The organism is Micromonospora sp. NPDC051925 (assembly GCF_044548625.1).
Classification (GTDB): Bacteria; Actinomycetota; Actinomycetes; order Mycobacteriales; family Micromonosporaceae; genus Micromonospora.
On record NZ_JBIUCH010000006.1, the window covers coordinates 241,180 to 257,749 of the forward strand.

Below are 16,570 nucleotides of genomic sequence, written 5' to 3' on the forward strand. Positions count from 1 at the left end.
GCGCCGATCCGGTGCCCGCGCCGTCAGCCCAGGAACATGCTCCGCAGGCGCGTACGGGCCACGTACAGCCCGCCCAGGGCCAGGACGGCGAGATACGCCGTGTGCAGCAGCGCGCTCGGGCCGGGCGCACCGAGGAAGAACGTGCGTGCCAGCTCGACACCGTGGTACAGCGGTGACAGCTGCACCAGGAACTGCAGCGGTGCCGGGTAGCTGGACAGCGGGAAGAAGGTGGCCGAGAACAGGAACATCGCGGTCGAGGCCAGGGTCACGTAGTCCAGTTGGGCGTTGGAGCGCAACATGGTGGCCCAGGCCATGCCCAGCGCGGCGAAGGCGAAGGAGACCAGCAACCCCACCGGGACCAACGCGAGGGCCCAGGGCGTCGAGACCAGGCCCATGGCGGTCAGCACCCCGAGGAAGACGGTGCCGTAGAAACCGCCGCGCAGGACCGCCCAGCCGACTTCCCCGAGGACGATGTCCAGCGGGCCGACGGGGGTGGTGAGCATCGCCTCGTACAGCTTGTCGTAGCGCAGCTTGAAGTAGATGCTCAGCGTCTCCGAGATCGCCCCGTTCATGGCGGAGGCCGCCAGCAGCGCGGGCGCGACGAAGTCCACGTAGGGCAGCACGGTGCCGTCGGCCAACGTCACGGTCGGCACCAGCGAGCGGAAGCCCACCGCGACCGCGAGCAGGTAGAACAGCGGCTCGAAGACGCCGGAGATCAGCACGGCCCAGGCTCGCAGGTACAGGCGGGCGGAGCGCTCGACGATGACCCGGGCGAGGCCCGCGTACTCGTCGACGGGCAGTATCCGCCGCAGCGCCCTGCGCGTGTGGCGCTGGACCGCCGGCCGGGTCTGGGTCGTCGTCATACGACCAGCCGCCGGTAGAACTGGCGTCGGGCCACCACGACGCCGACCGTCAGGAGCGCGACGAGGAAGGCGGTGTGCAGGACGGCACTCGGTGCCGACAGGCCGCCGAGCGTCAGGCCCCGGGCCAGTTCGGTGCCGTGCCACAGCGGGGAGATCCAGGCGATCGGTCGTACCGCGAGGGGAAGCGCCGAGACGGGGAAGAACGTCCCGGCGAACAGGGTCATCGGCAGCACGACGAACCGGTTGATGGCGACCAGGCCGTGCCCGTCCCCGCGAATCGTCGCCGCGAAGGCCGCGACCGGCGCCGCGCACGCCGCGCCGGCGAGGACGGCGACCGGCACCGCGAGGATGGCCCACGCGCTGGCCCAGCCGCCGAGGAGGACGCCGATCAGCAGGAAGATGACGGCCCCGATGAAGAGCCGTAGCGTGATCCACAGCAGCTGCCCGGCGAAGAGCTGGCCCGGGGTCACCGGGGTGGCGGTCACCGCGATGAAGTCCCGTTGCCACTGGAAGCTCGACAGGACCGGCTTGCCGGCCTCGGCGACGGCCGTGGTCAGGACGGTGCTCACCATCAGCGCCGGCGCGATGTACTGCAGGTAGGGGTGGCCGCCGGTCGCCGGGCCGGGCTGCACCTGCGAGCCGAAGCAGAGGCCCATCGCGCCGAGGAACAGCAACGGCTGGAGCGCGGAGGCCTGCAACGTGGTACGCCAGCTGCGCCGGTACCACCGCCAACAGGCCTCGACCCGAAGAGCTGCCGCGCGCCACACGCCGACGACCTGGCCGGTCGCCTTCGGCGCGGCGGCCACCGTGGTCTCCGCCATCGTCAGTCCACCAGCTTCCGGCCGGTCAGCCTGAGGAAGACGTCCTCCAGGGAACTGCGGCGGACGAGGCTGGAGACGGGATGCATACCGGCGGCGGAAACCCGTTCGAGGAGGCGTTCACCGCTGTCGGAATACAACAGGAACCGGTCGGGCAGCGCCTCCACGCGCTCCGCGAGACCCTCGAGCGCCGTGCGCTCCATCGGACGGTCGGCGGGGAAGCGGAGTTCGAGCACCTCGCGGCTGGAGTAGTGGGCGATGAGGTCTGCGGGAGACCCCTCCGCCACGATGCGGCCACCGTCCATGACCACCAGACGGTCGCAGAGCTGCTCCGCCTCGTCCATGTAGTGGGTGGTGATGATGAGGGTGACGCCGGCCTGCTTGAGCTGGTAGAGCCGCTCCCAGAGCAGGTGTCGGGCCTGCGGGTCGAGCCCGGTGGTGGGTTCGTCCAGCAGGACCAGTTCGGGGTCGTTGACCAGCGCGCGGGCGATCGTGAGCCGGCGCTTCATGCCGCCGGACAGCGGCTCCACGTGGTCGTTGGCGCGGTCGGAGAGCCGGGCGAACGCCATGAGCTCGGTGGCCTTCTCCGCCACGTGCGCCCGGGACAGGCCGAAGTAGCGCCCGTAGACGACCAGGTTCTCCCGGACGGTGAGTTCGTTGTCGAGGTTGTCCTGTTGCGGGACGACGCCGATCCGGGCCCGGATGTGCGGCCCCTGGGCCTGCGGGTCCATGCCGAGTATCCGCAGCTCACCCCCGGAGCGGGGGGAGACACAGGAGATCATGCGCATCGTCGAGGACTTGCCTGCGCCGTTGGGTCCGAGGAATCCGAACACCTCACCGCGCTGGACCTCGAAATCGATACCACGTACGGCCTCGAAGTCCCCGAAGCGCTTCTCCAGAGCCTTCGCCGACACGACAGGTGACGTCGAAAAAGCAGCATCAATCATGGCGTTAAGGGGTTTCCTCGGATCAATCGCTCCGTGATCAACCGTCGACTCGGGTCAACATGACAGGTCGGCCTCGAGTCGCCGTCCTGCCCGTTCGTCAACGTGCCGGGAACATGAGTATCGAGGGCATGGCCACGCATTACGGCTCTGGCTACCGATGCTCGTCACCCCCCTGTCACTGGCCTGGCCACGCTACTACGGCGCTCTCGCTGGTCGCAAGTAAGATCATAAATGGATCAGCAGCTCCGGGCCGCCCCGGAGCGGCCCGGCCACCGCCCCACCCGCCGTCACCGCGTGAGCCCCGCACCGACCAGCAGGCGCTCGTCGACGCAGGCGTCCTGCCCGAGGGGTGGCCGGGACCTCGTTCCCGTCATGGCCGTGCACCACGATCAACTGGTCCGGGCCGGAAGCACCGCCTGACCGGAAGTGACCAGGGTCAGCGCGCGAGCATCTCGTGCAGGAACGCGGTGATGTCGGCGGGCGCGGACTCGGCCATGTAGTGACCTGCGGTGACGAGGTGGTGGCTCAGGTCCGGCGCCCAGGCCCGCCAGACGGCCGACGCGTCGTACCCGAGCTGGGCACCCCAGTCCTGCTGGATCACGGTGACCGGCATCCGCAGCTTGTTGCCCGCGTCCAGGTCCGCCTGGTCCTGCTCGATGTCGATGCCGGCGGTGGCCCGGAAGTCCGCCACGATCGACGGCACGGCTGCGGCGCAGGCCCGCAGGTACTCCGCCCGGACGTCGGCGGGGATGGCGGCGGGGTCGGCGCCCCAGGCGTCGAGGAAGTGACCGAAGAACGCGTCCGCACTGTTGCTGATCATGATCTCGGGCAGCCGCGGCGGCTGTGCCATGAGGAAGATGTGGAACGCGACGGCGGCGGTCACGCCGTTGAGCACCTTCCAGGTGTCCAGGGTGGGAACGATGTCGAGACACGCCAGGTGGGTGATCACGTCCGGGTGGTCCAGGCCGGCCCGGAACGCGACCAGGGCACCCCGGTCATGGCCCGCGAGCGCGAACCGGTCGTGTCCGAGCTCCCCGGCGAGCGTGACGATGTCGGCGGCCATCGTCCGCTTCGAGTACACCGCCGGGTCGTCCGCGGACGGCTTGGAGCTGTCGCCGTAGCCGCGCAGGTCGGGACAGATCACCGTGTGGTCCGCGGCAAGGTCGGCGGCCACGTGCCGCCACATGAGGTGCGTCTGCGGGAAGCCGTGCAGCAGCACGATCGGGCTGCCGGTCCCGCCGACGGCGACATTGAGGTCGACGCCGTCGGCCACCCGCACCTGCTCGTACCGGAAGTTGTCAATGATGGTGGTCATGGGCGTCATCGTGGCACCGGCCGATCAGCAGCCAATCAGCAAACGCCCCACCGGCACCGGGACATAATGTCCCGGTGGTCGTCTTTGCGGTGCTGGGTGCGGTCCGAGCGTACGACCGAGCCGGGCGTCCGCTGGATCTGAAGGGCCCGCGCCACCGGGAGGTGCTGGGCCGGCTGCTCGTCGCGAACGGCCGCGTCGTTACCGTCGGTGATCTGATCGACGATCTGTGGGAGCGGCCACCCGCGAACGCGCTCGGTGCCGTCCGGACCTTCGTGGCGGCGCTGCGCCGGGGCCTGGAACCCGAGCGGCCCGCCCGTAGCCCGTCCCGGCTGCTGACCTCGAACGGCAACGGCACCGGCTACGCGCTCGAGACGGACCGCGACACGGTGGATGCCCGGCGGTTCGAGGATGCGGTCGCCGCCGCACGTGACGCGCCGGCCCACCAGGTCGTCGACACCCTGACCCGGGCCCTGGGCCGGTGGACCGGATCCCCGTACGCGGAGTTCCCCGAGGCCCGCTGGGCCGAGGCCGAACGTGCCCGCCTGGACGAGGTACGCCTGGAGGCGGTCGAACTGCGGGCGGCGGCGCACCTCGACCTGGGCAGGGCCGCCGAGGTCATCGGTGACCTCAAGGCACAGGTGGCGGAACGGCCCTGGCGGGAGCGCGCCTGGTGGCTGCTGGCCCTCGCGCTCTACCGCGACGAGCGGCAGGGCGAGGCGCTACGCGTGCTGCGCGACTCCCGGGCGGTCCTGACCGGTCAACTCGGCGTGGACCCGGGCGAGGACCTGCGCAAACTCGAGGTCGACATGCTGCACCACGCCCGGGGGCTGCGCACCGCGCCGGTGCACGGGAACGGGCCGGTCTGGGGACGGACCACCGCGCTGTACCAGCGCACCATCGCACCCGACTCCCGCACCGGGCTGCGCTCGACGGTCGACCTGCTCCGGACGCTCGCGGTCACCGGCGGCGAGGGCCTGATCGCGGCACGACAGCAGCGACTGGCCGCGATCCTGGCCGCGGAACGGACCGGCGACGCCGAGCTGACCGCCCGGATCATCGGCGCCTACGACGTACCGGCGGTCTGGAGCCGGTCCGACGATCCCGAGCAGGCCCGCCAGGTGACGGACGCCGCCGAGCGCACCCTGGGCAGGCTCGGCCCGGAAGCCGCCGACGCGATCCGGGCGCGACTGCTGACCACCATCGCGATCGAGACCCGGGGGACGGGGCAGCCGCGCGGGCGTGCGGCGGCCACCGAGGCCGAGCGCATCGCCCGCCGGTTGGCGGACCCGGGCCTGCTCCTCTTCGCCCTCAACGGTGTCTTCCTGCACACCTTCGTCCGCTGCGGTGCCGCCGCCGAACGGGACACCCTCGGTACGGAGATCATCGAGGTGGCGGCCCGGCACGGCCTCACCACGTACGAGATCCTGGGCCGGCTGATCCTGGTGCAGTCCCGCTCCGCACACGGCGACTTCACCGCCGCCGACGCCCATGCCGCCGCCGCGGAACACCTGGCCGACCAGTACGAATCCCCGCTCGTGACCGTCTTCACCGGGTGGTACCGCGCCATGCGTGCGGCGGCGTCCGGCGTCGATCCCCGAACCGCGTCCGACGGCTACCGCGCTGCGGCTCGTGACCTGCCGGAGTCCGGCATGCCCGGGTTGGCCCGGGGGCTGCTCCCGCTGGCTCTTCTGAGCGCCCATCTCCAGCACGGACGGTTGGCACCCTCACCCGAGGCCGACGGCGATTTCGGGCCGTACGAGAGATGGGCTCGTCCGCTCCTGCTCCTCGCCCAGGGTGACCGGGCGCGGGCCCGACGCCTGCTCCGACACATTCCCGATCCGCCGCCCGACCACCTGCTGGAGGCCGTCTGGTGCCTGCTCGGGCACGCGGGCGTGCTGGCCGGCGACCGGGAGATCGTCGCGCGGGCCCGGACCGCGCTGACACCCGCCGCCGGGCAACTCGCCGGCGCGGACAGCGGCGTGCTGACCCTGGGACCGGTGGCGCGCTGGCTGCGCAGCTTCGACGAGCATGTCAGCTGACCGGAACCCGGGCTGCAGCTCGCCACGCTCAGGGGGGCCGGACGGCTGCGCGAGGCTGTCGACTGCCTGAAGGAGAAGGGCTATAAGGCGCGCGTCGACCCGGGTGGTCCGCGGATCGCCTATTCCAGCACCGCGGAGTTCGCCCGCGCCGACGCGGACCAGGCCAAGTGTGAACGTGAGGCATTCAGTGAGGCCATCGCCGCCTACGACAACGGCTGAACGGTGTCCCTGCCGGGCTTGTGGGCACTTCCGAAGCGGTTTAGAGTTTGACGAAATCCATTGATCAGAACTGACGGCAATATTGACCTTGATATTGACGTCGATGTCGGGTTCTGGTCGATGCGCGACGGCCCGAACCCGTCCCGCGAGAGGGAGCCTGATGATCACACGGAAGGTCATCTCGGCCCTGGCGGCGTCCGTCTTGCTGGCCGTGAGCCTGTTCGGCGCGGCGCAGCCGGCGCGGGCCGCCGTGGTTGGCGGGGAGCTGCGTAACAAGGACACCGGGCTGTGTGTCGACCGCCGGGAACGCCCCGAGTGGCCGGTGTCGGCATTCACGACGGAGTGCACCGGCGTGGACACGCAGCGCTGGGTCTACTCGGCGTCCGACCAGACCATCCGTACCCCGGACGGTCGGTGCCTGGGTACCGGAAGCACTTCCGGGATCTTCGTCGTGGACTGTGCCGGTGGTGCGCTGGTGCGCTGGGGATTCACCATTGACGGGCGTATCCACCAGCTCGACTGGGGCATCGGTTGCATCGAGGACTATCGCACGGAGTGGCTCACCTGGGGTGGCTGTGACAACAATCCCAACGAAGTCTGGTCGTCGCTGCCGACCGGCTGAGCCTCTCCGAGGCGCGCGAGGGTGGGCACGGTGGCGGATCGCCACGGTGTCCACACCGCATTGCGGGTCCGTCCGGCGGAGCCTCCGGGTGACCGTCCGAACCGCGTTGATCCACAGTGGACGTGAGCTATGCTCTTCGCCGGGCTGGCCGGCCCGCCCGGCGCGTACGACGGAGGCAGCCGCCGGCAACGGTGGCCGACACCAACCATAAACCCGGGTTGACCTGCGGATATCTCCGTCCACCCGGCGCCGATCCCGGTGGCTTCCCCGCCACCACCGCCGACGAAGGACCGACAGATGTACGACGCGATCGTGATCGGTGCCCGCTGTTCGGGTGCGTCCACCGCCCTGCTGCTCGCCCGGCGCGGACACCGGGTGCTGGTGGTGGACCGCTCCTCGTTTCCCAGCGACGTCATCTCGACGCACTTCCTGTGGCCGCACGGGATGTCCTACCTGAACCGGTGGGGGCTGCTGGAGGAGGTCCTGGCGGTCACCCCGGCACACACCACCGTGGAGGTGGTCAACGACGGCATCCGGCTCACTGGCTCGGTGCCCCCGGAGCTGCTGCGGGAGTACTTTCGGGACCTGCACGGCGACGACTCGGGGGTGGTGCAGAGCTACGCCTCGGTGCGGCGTCGGGTGCTCGACCAGATCCTGGTCGACGCGGCGGCCAGGGCCGGTGCCGAGGTACGCACCAACTTTACCGTCCGTGAGCTGATCGTCGAGGACGGGCAGGTCGTCGGCATCCGGGGGCGGGCGGCCGACGGCGAGCCGGTCGAGGAGCGGGCCCGGATCGTGGTCGGCGCCGACGGTCGGAACTCGTTCGTCGCCCGTACCCTCGGGTTGCCCAAGTACGACGAGCGGCCCCGCTGCACGTTCGCCTACTGGAGCTACTGGTCGGGTTTCGACCTCGGCCCCGCGCAGCTGCACCGGCGCGGCCGGTTGGCCTGCGCGGTGGTGCCGACCAACTTCGCGCAGAACATGGTCCTGGTCTGGGGGCCGAGCGAGTGGTCGCGGGAGTTCCGCAGTGACGTGCCGGGCAACTACCAGAAGGCGTTGGACTTCGTCAGCCCGGAGCTGGGCGAGATGGTGCGGGTCAAGGGGATCAGGCAGGAGCGCATCTACGGCACCCTGGACCAGTCGGCCTTCCTGCGGCCACTGCACGGGCCCGGCTGGGTGCTCGTCGGTGACGCCGAGTCGGCCAAGGACCAGTGCACCGCGATCGGCATGACCCATGCCTTCCGCGACGCCGAGCTGGTCAGCGCCGCACTGGACCAGTGGCTCCGTGGCGACGCGTCGATCGACGAGGCGATGACCGCCTACGAGGGCCGTCGCCGGAGCCAGAACGCCGCCGCCTATCACGACTACGTCTGCACGCTCGCCGAGATGCGGCCGTACCGGCACGACGAGTTGCAGTTGTTCGTCGCGCTGCGGGGCAACCAGCAGGAGACCGACCGGTTCATCGCCACGCACGCCGACGTCGCGCCGGTGTCGGAGTTCTTCCAGGCGTCCAATCTCTTCCTGCTCAACGACGCCGCCAAGGAGTCCTCGGCCGACCATGCGGTCTTCGCCGACTTCGCGGAGACGTCCCGCACGTACCAGCAGAACCTGTTCGCCTGATGCCGCACCCGGGAGACGACACCGTGACCATCGAGCTGGACCAGCGTGAAGACGGCGAACTGATCGGGATCATCCTCCAGGCGGCACAGCGCGGGGACTTCGAGACCATGGCGCGTACCGCACCCGAGGTCTCCGAGATGACCCGCAACTGGGCCACCCACATCCCGTGGGACGGCCTCGCGTCGCTCGACGGCGCCGAGGACGAGCTGGCCCAGGTGGTCGCCGACCTCACCGAGATGTGGGAGCCGGCGCACCTGCGCAACCCCGTCGACCCCGACGAGGAGTACGCGCTGGACAAGAACGCCTACGACTTCTACCGGCCCGCCGGCCGCAACCTGCTGACCCGCACCGAGGACTTCTACGACTGGGTGCAGGCCCGTCGTCGCACCGAGACCTGGCAGTACTCCCGGGTGCTGGAGGCGGCCCCGGACAGCGTCGCCCAGATCACCAACGACCTGGGCAAGCGGGCCCGGGGCATCAACTTCAACTCGCAGGACTACCTGTCGTTCAACACCCACCCGGGAATCCGGGAGGCGGCGGCTCGGGCGATGCACGACTACGGGCCGCACAGCGCCGGCTCGCCGATGGTGCTCGGCAACACCCGCATCTCCGACGACCTGGAGGCGGCCCTCGGTGACCTGGTCGGGCTCGACCACGTGACGCTCTTCCCGACCGGCTGGGCGGCCGGCTTCGGCGCGGTCGTCGGTCTGGTCCGGCAGTCCGACCACATCCTGATCGACCGGTTGGCCCACTCCTGCCTCCAGCAGGGTGCGCGGGCGGCCACCCGCAACGTGGTCCGCTACGAGCATCTCAACGTCGAGGCGGTACGCCGGCACCTGGCCGAGATCCGGGCCACCGACACCCGCAACGGCATCCTGGTGGTCACCGACGGGCTCTTCTCGGTGGACGCGGACTGGCCGGATCTCGTCACCCTGCAACAGGTCTGCCGGGAACACGACGCCACGCTGCTGGTCGACGTGGCGCACGACCTGGGCTCGATGGGGCCGGGCGGCACGGGTGTGCTGGGGATGCAGGGCCTGCTCGGCGACGTCGACATCGTGATGGGTGCCTTCTCCAAGACGTTCTGCTCCAACGGCGGCTTCGTGGCGTCCCGCTCGCCGGCGTTGAAGCAGTACGTCAAGATGTTCGGCGGCTCGCACTTCTTCTCCAACGCGTTGTCACCGGTGCAGACCGCGGTGGTGCGGGAGGCCACCAGGATCATCCGGTCGGCCGAGGGCGACGCGCTGCGGGCCCGGCTCTTCACCGCGATCCACGCCCTGCGCGACGAGCTGACCGGCCGGGGCCTGACCTGCATGGGCGAGCCGTCGCCGATCGTGCCGCTGCTGATCGGCAACGAGAAGCTGGCCCGGACGGCGAACCGGCTGCTCTTCGACCGGGGGGTGCTGGCGTTCATGGTCGAGTTCCCGGTGACCCCGACCGGCTCGTCCCGGTTCCGGCTCCAGGTGCAGGCCGGGCACCGGCCCGAGGAGGCCCGCGAGGCGGCCCGGATCATCGAGGGCGCCATCGCCGATTCCCGGGCCTACCTCTCCAGCGCGTTCGGCAGCGCACCACGTTGACGGGTGTCCTGCCGGTCCACGCCGGTTCAGTCCTCTATGACGGGGCGGATGGGTGACAGGAACGGATCGGGGCGTTCGGTGACCTCACCCCGGGCCATGACGTGCACCCGGAACGCGTTCGGGCCGGGAGGGACGGGCATCTCCTCGTCCCTCTCGTAGAGGAGGCCGTAGGAACCCGGCAACCGTCGTACGACGAACCGGAGCACCTGGCGCATCCCCGTCGCCTCGTCCCGGCGTCGGTTGGCCACCCCGTGCAGGAGCAGGTAGTACTCCCCGTTGAGCACGGTCACCTCCGCGGAGACGTTCGTCGGGAAGTCCAACCCGGCCACCAGTTCGTTCAGCTCACCGACGATGGAGTCGAGTTGGCCGGCGTCCGACTCCTCGGTGGTCTGCGAGAGGCTGAACCAACCGTGGAACTCGTACATGTCCCCTCCGTGCCGTCAGGTCCGCACCGGCCCGTGACGTGCCCACCCGCACGGTCCTGTCGTGAAGCTACCTCGGCCGGCCCGGACGGTCGTGCCGCCCTTCGGCAGGGTCTCCGTCACCACCACCTGATCCGTCAGTGCAGCCGGGGCGATGCCGTCCCGGCCGCGCCCACAGTGCTGGCGATCAATTCGTGGGCGTGCGTAGCTGGGGTGATCACACGGGACCGTGTGACCACCCCAGCGTCACGAAAGGCGGATCGCTCATGTCGCAGACGGAGAACGTCGGCAGTCCGGAACAGCTGCCGGGGATATCCCGGCGGAGCGTGATCCGACGCAGCAGTCAGGTCCTGCTCGGCGGGGGAGCGGCCCTGCTGGCGGGCGGTCCGGCAGCCGGCGGCACCCCCGCCCGAGCCGCCACCCCGGCCGGCACCCAGGTGACACTGCACGAGGCGAGCGGCCTGGCGGTCACCCTCTCCCCGGACGGCCGTACCCTGGTCATGGATGCGCTCAACGTCCTCTGGGCGGTCCCGGCGGCCGGCGGGCCGGGCCGACGTCTCACCGAGGACATCCAGGAGGCGGCCCAGCCGCACTTCTCGCCGGACGGACGTCGGGTGGTCTTCCAGTCGTACCGCGAGGGCACGTACGACCTGTGGACGATCAATGCCGACGGGACCGGGCTGCGGCGGCTGACCAGCGGACCCGGGTACGACGAGAGCCCGCGCTGGTCGCCGGACGGCCAGTACGTCGCGTTCTCCTCCGACCGCGGCAACGCCAGCCACATCTGGCTGCTGCGACCGGCCGACGGGACCGTGCGTGTGCTGACCTCCGGCGACCACCGGCACAGCATGCCCACCTGGTCGGCGGACGGGACCAGGGTCGTCTACGTCCGTGACGACACCAGCATCCAGTCGCACGACATCGGCACCGGGACGGTCGAGCAGCTCGCCGCCGCCACCGGCTTCGCGGCACTGTACGGGCCGTCGGTCAGCCCCGGCGGGCGGCACCTGAGCTATGTCAGCGTCGACGGTCCGAAGGCGACGCTGATCGTCGACGGCAGGGTGGTCAGCGACGGTGCGGACGTCTCGCCGACGACCGCCGCCTGGGCCGACGAGAACACGATCCTCTACCACGCGGACGGGCGCATCCAGCGCCGCGAGCTGGGCGGCGACGTGGTCACGGTGCCGTTCGCCGTCACCGTGCCGGTCGCACGACGTACGCGTGCCTTCGTCGCGCGTGACCACACCGCCGGCGGGGACCGCGCGGTCAAGGGGATCTGCGGCCCGGTGCTCTCCCCGGACGGACGTCGGGTGGCCTTCCGCGCCCTGAACGCGTTGTGGCTGCTCCCGGTCGGGGGTACGCCCCGGCGCATCGTGGACGACGGGTACTTCACCACCGATCCGGACTGGGCGCCGGACGGGCGGTCGCTGGTCTACGTCAGCGACCGCGCCGGGACCGCCAACCTGTGGCGTTTCGACCTCGCCACCGGGCTCTCCACCCGGGTGACCGATCTGCCGGACGGCCAGCTGCGCCCGCGCTGGTCGCCGGACGGCACCCGCATCGCCTACCAGGACGAGAAGGACGCCACCTGGGTCCTGGACGTCGACACCGGGGTGGTCCGCCAGGTCCTGCCCGCGCTGTACCAGCCGGGACGGCCGACCTGGTCGCCGGACGGCACCGTGATCGCGCTCGCGGCGTCCCGGCCTTACTCGCGGCGCGGGCGGTTCGGGCACAACCACATCGTCACGGTCGACCTGCGGACGGGGACCATCCGCTACCAGGCGCCCGCGCCGGAGCGGTCGCTGTCCACCCGCGGTGAGGACGGGCCGGTGTGGACGCGGGACGGCCGGCACCTGCTGGTGTCGATGGAGAGCCTGGCCTGGCGGATCCCGGTCGCGCCCGACGGCACCGTCACCGGTGCGCCGGTGCAGGTCAGCTCGGAGGTGACCGACTCGCTGTCGGTGAGCGCCGACTCGCGCACCCTGCTGTACCTCAACAACGGTCGGCTGCGCACCGTCGACCTGGCCGGGGGCGGCGTCCGTACCGTGCCGACCGGCCTGACCTGGCGTCCGCGCCGGCCCGCCGGTCGCCTCGTGGTCCGTGCGGGTGCCATCTGGGACGGCACGAGCGGGCACCTGCGTCACGACGTGGACATCGAGGTGGCGGGCGACCGGATCGTGCGGGTCCGCCCCGGCGGCAGCGGCTCCGGCGACCGGGTGGTGGACGCGCGGCACCTGACCGTCATGCCGGGCCTGATCGACACCCACTGCCACTGGCACTGGCGGGGCAAGCAGTGGGGCGACCGGCAGGGCCGGGCCTGGCTCGCGTACGGGGTCACCACCAGCCGCTCGCCCGGCGACCCGGCGTACCAGATGGTGGAGAACCGGGAGGCCATCGCCGCGGGGCTGCGGGTGGGCCCGCGCTACTTCGGCACCGGCGAGGCGTTGGACGGCTCCCGCACGTACCACTACGTCATGCGGCCCACCTTCACCGTCGAGCAGCTCGACCGGGAGCTGGACCGGGTGAGCGCCCTGGAGTACGACATCCTCAAGTCGTACATGACGCTCCCCCAGTCCTTCGAGCGGCACGCGGTACGCCGGGCGCAGGCCGAGGGGCGGCCGGTCACGTCGCACTACCTTTATCCGGCGGCGCACACCGGGCTGTCCGGTATGGAGCACACCGGCGGCGGGAGCCGGCTCGGCTACTCGCGCACGCTGTCCTACGGAGCCGGCCTCACGTCCGAGGACTCGGTCGCGCTGCTGGCCGCCAGCGGGATGTGGATCTCGTCGACCACCCTGTTCGCCACCGAGCTCTACGCCGACGACCGTTCGTTGGTCGAGGACGAACGGACCCGGGTGCTGTTCCCGGAGTGGGACTACCGACGGCTGCAGGCCAAGGCCGACGACGCCGCGTCGGGCCCGTCGGCGGAGCTCAACCAGGCGTGGACCAAGGGTGACGTGGACATGCTGCTGCGGGTGCACCGAGCCGGCGGGCTGGTGGTGGCCGGCACCGACGCCGCGCTCGACGACATCGGCATCAGCATGCACCAGAACCTGCGCGCGATGGTCAAGTACGGCTTCACCCCGGCCGAGGCGCTGACCACCGCGACCGTGAACGCCGCCCGGGGCATCGGCATGGCCGGCCGGCTCGGCGTCATCGCTCCCGGGCACCTCGCCGACCTGTCGTTCGTCGCCGGCGACCCGCTGCGCGACATCGCGGCGGCTGCGGCGGTACGCCAGGTCATGACCGGTGGCGTGCTGCACACGGTCCCGGAGCTGATGGCGCCGTTCCGCGCCGCGACCGCCCCGGCCGCCGTCCGGGCCAACCGGGTCGGCCCGGCGGCCCGTTCCGCCCGCGCGGACGAGCAGCACTACTGGCACCATTCCGAGAGCGACGTGCACGGATGCTGCCGGGCGCGGTGACGGCCGGCAACCGCTGAGAGCGGACGGGTGGGTGCCGGCCCACCCGTCCCACTCCCGGGTGGCGCGTCGCGTGGGCCCGCCGGTCGGTGCGGACGGCAGCGGGTCGTGCTGCTGCGGCGTGCCTATCGTGGCCCGGCCGCTGTCGTCGATGGATTCAGCCCTGGCTAAATCGACCGGACTGAAGCTCTACCGGGGATCGTCGGATGGCGCTGCGGCGGTTACTGTCGCCATCGCGGATGACCGATCCCTTTCGACGCCCGTCCCCGTTGGCCTGCCTGCGGCGTCGGTGGCGGACCGGCGGTCCGCACCACCCGCCCGCACCGCGTACGGGGAGACAGTGACCATGGGCCGACCTGAACGACCGCTCGATCCCGCCGCCGGGCCGGTGGCGGCCTTCGCGTCCGAGCTGCGCCGGCTGCGTGCCGAGGCCGGCCTCAGCTACCGGGAGCTGGCGCTGCGCTGCGGCTTCTCGCCGTCGGTGTTGTCCGGGGCGACCAGCGGCTTCCGCCTGCCGTCCCTACGGGTGACCCAGGCGCTGGTCGCCGTCTGCCACGGGGACGTCGGGCAGTGGACGCGACGCTGGCGCGAGGCCGCCGCGTCGCTCACCGGCCGCGACGACCTGGCGACGAACCCGATGGTGGACGCCTGCGGTGCCCTCCCGCCGGCCGCACGGCAGGTCGCGAAGCGCGGCTGACGGCGGCCTCTGCGTCGGCCGGGACATTGATCTGTGACCTTCTCTGGCCCCGATTGTCGAGTGCCGAGGGATCGATCACTATGGTTGACGGCGTGTGCCCGGCCGGGCACACACCGTCCTGCTGAGGTGGGCTTCGCGCCCCTGACGACTGGAGCCCCATGATCGACCTCACGTTGCCGCTGACCACCGAACGGCTCACCCTGCGGTTGTTCGGTCCGGACGATGTGGAGGACATGTTCGCCTACCAGGGGCGCGAAGAGGTCGCCCGGTACCTCTACCGGCCAGCCCGTACGCGTGCGCAGTGCGCCGATGTCGTCGCCCGTATCTCGGCCGGCACCGACTGGCAGGCCGACGGCGACTCCCTGGTCCTGGCGATCCGTCGGCGCACCGGCGGCGAGGTGGTCGGCGAGATCGTCCTGCGGCTGGAGAGCGTCGCCGCCCGGCAGACCGAGATCGGCTGGGTGCTGCACCCCGCCCACGAGGGAAACGGCTACGCCACCGAGGCGGCCCACGCCGTCGCCGCCCTGGCCTTCGACCGGCTCGGCACCCACCGGCTGTACGCCCGGCTCGACGTGGAGAACACCGGCTCGGTCCGGCTCTGCGAGCGCCTGGGCATGCGCCGCGAGGCGCACCTGATCGACAACGACGTGCACCCCGACGGCCGCTGGGGCAGCGAGTATGTGTACGCGATCCGGCAGGACGAGTTCAAATGATCTCGTACGCGACCACACCCACCGATGTCAGCCGGCTGCGTTTCGCCTTCGCTCCGCTGGGCGAGGCGGTCGCCAGCCTGCGGATGATGCGCTCCGACGTGCGTCGGCGTGCCCACCTGCCGTGGCTGCGCCAGGTCGGGCCGAAGGTGCGTCACGCCGACCTGCGGCCGTTGCGGGCCCTGGTGCCGCCGACCGGGTACGTGCCCGACTTCCTCACCCCGGGCGACAGCCTCGGCTACGGGGACCTCGACACGGACCTGGAGGCGGTGCGCGAGACCCCGCCGGAGCGGCTGGTCGCCGAGGTCACCTGGATGATGAGCGACCCCGGTGTGCCACCGGGATGGCACCGGGCCACCGGCCCGGTGCACCGCTGGATGGTCGAGCACCCGGAGCGGGCCCTCCAGGTGGTCGCCGACCAGTTGGCGACGTACTGCGGCCTCGCGCTGCGGCCGTACTGGAAGCGGATGCACGCCAGCATGCGGGCCGACGTGCACCACCGGATGCGGGTCATGGAGAAGTCGGGTGCCGACGCGGTGCTCTCGTCGCTGAGCCGGCACATCGTCTGGCGGAACGAACACCTCACGGTCCGCAGCAACTACGACTTCGAGGCCCGGCTGGACGGTCGCGGGATGGTGCTGGTCCCCAGCATCTTCTGTGGCCCCGAGGTGCTGACCATGCTGCCGCCGGACCAGTCCATGGTGGTCTACCCACAGCCCGACGCGTCCCGGCTGTGGGCCGCCTCCGAGGGTGCCGACGCCAACCCGCTCGCCGCCCTGATCGGCTCGGTCCGCGCCGAGATCCTCGAGACGCTGCACCAGCCCCGGTCGACCTCGGACCTGGCTGCCGAGATCGGCGTCACCCCGGGGGCGGTCAGCCAGCACCTGACCGTGCTGCGGCGGGCCGGGCTGGTGAACAACAGGCGGGCCGGGCGGCGGGTGCTCTACACCCGGACGCCGAGCGGGGAGAGCCTGGTGCACGGCGCCCGGTACGGCGGCGACGCGGTCCTGGTCTGAGCGTCGACACTTTAGCCGACGCTAAATGTCTCGATGGTCATCGATGTCTACGGATACGCTTGCTCCCGTACCTGATCGGGAGAGGAGGTACGCCGGCGCGTGACGCATGCGTGACCGGCACGACCGCAGCTGGCGACCACTCCCGGCCGGGCCGACCCGGCCGCCGAGGGGCGGGTTCCGCCGCTCTCCCGGCCTTGTGAACAACCATGCTCTGCCCGGCGGACGACCGCCGTGGCGGCGTGCACCGGCGCACGCCCGCACACCGCGAGCACCACCCAACACGCCC

At 71.3% G+C, this 16,570-nt stretch carries 13 protein-coding genes; 8 read left to right on the top strand and 5 right to left on the bottom strand.

Going from position 1 to position 16,570, the window contains the following annotated elements:
* Positions 1 to 23 precede the first annotated feature (23 nt).
* The 4 genes from ACIG87_RS10495 to ACIG87_RS10510 form a co-directional block, all read right to left on the bottom strand.
* Positions 24 to 863: an ABC transporter permease gene (locus tag ACIG87_RS10495; RefSeq protein WP_396850018.1), complete on the bottom strand. Its 840-nt coding sequence runs from the start codon at positions 861 to 863 to the stop codon at positions 24 to 26.
* The gene (locus ACIG87_RS10500; RefSeq protein ID WP_396850020.1) at positions 860 to 1,684 is read right to left on the bottom strand and encodes an ABC transporter permease; all 825 of its coding nucleotides are present in this window, start codon (positions 1,682 to 1,684) and stop codon (positions 860 to 862) included. Before ACIG87_RS10500 ends, ACIG87_RS10495 begins: the two co-directional genes overlap by 4 nt.
* Before the next feature lie 2 nt (positions 1,685 to 1,686).
* The gene (locus tag ACIG87_RS10505) at positions 1,687 to 2,628 is read right to left on the bottom strand and encodes an ABC transporter ATP-binding protein (protein ID WP_396850022.1); all 942 of its coding nucleotides are present in this window, start codon (positions 2,626 to 2,628) and stop codon (positions 1,687 to 1,689) included.
* A 436-nt stretch (positions 2,629 to 3,064) separates the two neighbouring features.
* Entirely contained in the window at positions 3,065 to 3,943 is an 879-nt protein-coding gene (locus ACIG87_RS10510) for an alpha/beta fold hydrolase (protein WP_396850024.1), read from the bottom strand.
* A 74-nt stretch (positions 3,944 to 4,017) separates the two neighbouring features.
* Here ACIG87_RS10510 and ACIG87_RS10515 point away from each other — a divergent pair, with 74 nt between their 5' ends.
* From ACIG87_RS10515 to ACIG87_RS10530, 4 genes are all read left to right on the top strand, one after another.
* Positions 4,018 to 5,982 (top strand): BTAD domain-containing putative transcriptional regulator, encoded by a 1,965-nt coding sequence (locus ACIG87_RS10515; RefSeq protein WP_396850026.1) that lies wholly within the window; start codon positions 4,018 to 4,020, stop codon positions 5,980 to 5,982.
* A gap of 379 nt (positions 5,983 to 6,361) precedes the next feature.
* On the top strand, positions 6,362 to 6,823 hold the full coding sequence (locus tag ACIG87_RS10520; protein ID WP_396850028.1) for a ricin-type beta-trefoil lectin domain protein: 462 nt from the start codon (positions 6,362 to 6,364) through the stop codon (positions 6,821 to 6,823).
* Positions 6,824 to 7,120: 297 nt separating this feature from the next.
* On the top strand, positions 7,121 to 8,443 hold the full coding sequence (locus ACIG87_RS10525) for an NAD(P)/FAD-dependent oxidoreductase (RefSeq protein ID WP_396850029.1): 1,323 nt from the start codon (positions 7,121 to 7,123) through the stop codon (positions 8,441 to 8,443).
* A gap of 23 nt (positions 8,444 to 8,466) precedes the next feature.
* Positions 8,467 to 10,020: an aminotransferase class I/II-fold pyridoxal phosphate-dependent enzyme gene (locus tag ACIG87_RS10530; protein WP_396850031.1), complete on the top strand. Its 1,554-nt coding sequence runs from the start codon at positions 8,467 to 8,469 to the stop codon at positions 10,018 to 10,020.
* A 26-nt stretch (positions 10,021 to 10,046) separates the two neighbouring features.
* Here ACIG87_RS10530 and ACIG87_RS10535 read toward each other — a convergent pair whose 3' ends face one another.
* Positions 10,047 to 10,445 (bottom strand): Imm7 family immunity protein, encoded by a 399-nt coding sequence (locus ACIG87_RS10535; protein ID WP_396850033.1) that lies wholly within the window; start codon positions 10,443 to 10,445, stop codon positions 10,047 to 10,049.
* A gap of 263 nt (positions 10,446 to 10,708) precedes the next feature.
* Between ACIG87_RS10535 and ACIG87_RS10540 the strand changes: the two genes are divergently transcribed.
* From ACIG87_RS10540 to ACIG87_RS10555, 4 genes are all read left to right on the top strand, one after another.
* Positions 10,709 to 13,864 carry an amidohydrolase family protein gene (locus tag ACIG87_RS10540; protein WP_396850035.1) on the top strand — a complete coding sequence of 1,052 codons (3,156 nt, stop codon included), beginning with the start codon at positions 10,709 to 10,711 and terminating at the stop codon, positions 13,862 to 13,864.
* A gap of 343 nt (positions 13,865 to 14,207) precedes the next feature.
* Positions 14,208 to 14,558 carry a helix-turn-helix domain-containing protein gene (locus tag ACIG87_RS10545; protein ID WP_396850036.1) on the top strand — a complete coding sequence of 117 codons (351 nt, stop codon included), beginning with the start codon at positions 14,208 to 14,210 and terminating at the stop codon, positions 14,556 to 14,558.
* 158 nt (positions 14,559 to 14,716) lie between these two features.
* Positions 14,717 to 15,271 (top strand): GNAT family N-acetyltransferase, encoded by a 555-nt coding sequence (locus ACIG87_RS10550; protein WP_396850038.1) that lies wholly within the window; start codon positions 14,717 to 14,719, stop codon positions 15,269 to 15,271.
* Positions 15,268 to 16,284 carry an ArsR/SmtB family transcription factor gene (locus ACIG87_RS10555; RefSeq protein WP_396850040.1) on the top strand — a complete coding sequence of 339 codons (1,017 nt, stop codon included), beginning with the start codon at positions 15,268 to 15,270 and terminating at the stop codon, positions 16,282 to 16,284. Before ACIG87_RS10550 ends, ACIG87_RS10555 begins: the two co-directional genes overlap by 4 nt.
* Positions 16,285 to 16,570 lie beyond the last annotated feature (286 nt).

Bases quoted from the DNA above. Each gene is read 5' to 3' on its own strand.
- ACIG87_RS10495 (WP_396850018.1), bottom strand. From the start codon at position 863: ATGACGACGACCCAGACCCGGCCGGCGGTCCAGCGCCACACGCGCAGG.
- ACIG87_RS10500 (WP_396850020.1), bottom strand. From the start codon at position 1,684: ATGGCGGAGACCACGGTGGCCGCCGCGCCGAAGGCGACCGGCCAGGTC.
- ACIG87_RS10505 (WP_396850022.1), bottom strand. From the start codon at position 2,628: ATGATTGATGCTGCTTTTTCGACGTCACCTGTCGTGTCGGCGAAGGCT.
- ACIG87_RS10510 (WP_396850024.1), bottom strand. From the start codon at position 3,943: ATGACCACCATCATTGACAACTTCCGGTACGAGCAGGTGCGGGTGGCC.
- ACIG87_RS10520 (WP_396850028.1), top strand. From the start codon at position 6,362: ATGATCACACGGAAGGTCATCTCGGCCCTGGCGGCGTCCGTCTTGCTG.
- ACIG87_RS10525 (WP_396850029.1), top strand. From the start codon at position 7,121: ATGTACGACGCGATCGTGATCGGTGCCCGCTGTTCGGGTGCGTCCACC.
- ACIG87_RS10535 (WP_396850033.1), bottom strand. From the start codon at position 10,445: ATGTACGAGTTCCACGGTTGGTTCAGCCTCTCGCAGACCACCGAGGAG.
- ACIG87_RS10540 (WP_396850035.1), top strand. From the start codon at position 10,709: ATGTCGCAGACGGAGAACGTCGGCAGTCCGGAACAGCTGCCGGGGATA.
- ACIG87_RS10545 (WP_396850036.1), top strand. From the start codon at position 14,208: ATGGGCCGACCTGAACGACCGCTCGATCCCGCCGCCGGGCCGGTGGCG.
- ACIG87_RS10550 (WP_396850038.1), top strand. From the start codon at position 14,717: ATGATCGACCTCACGTTGCCGCTGACCACCGAACGGCTCACCCTGCGG.
- ACIG87_RS10555 (WP_396850040.1), top strand. From the start codon at position 15,268: ATGATCTCGTACGCGACCACACCCACCGATGTCAGCCGGCTGCGTTTC.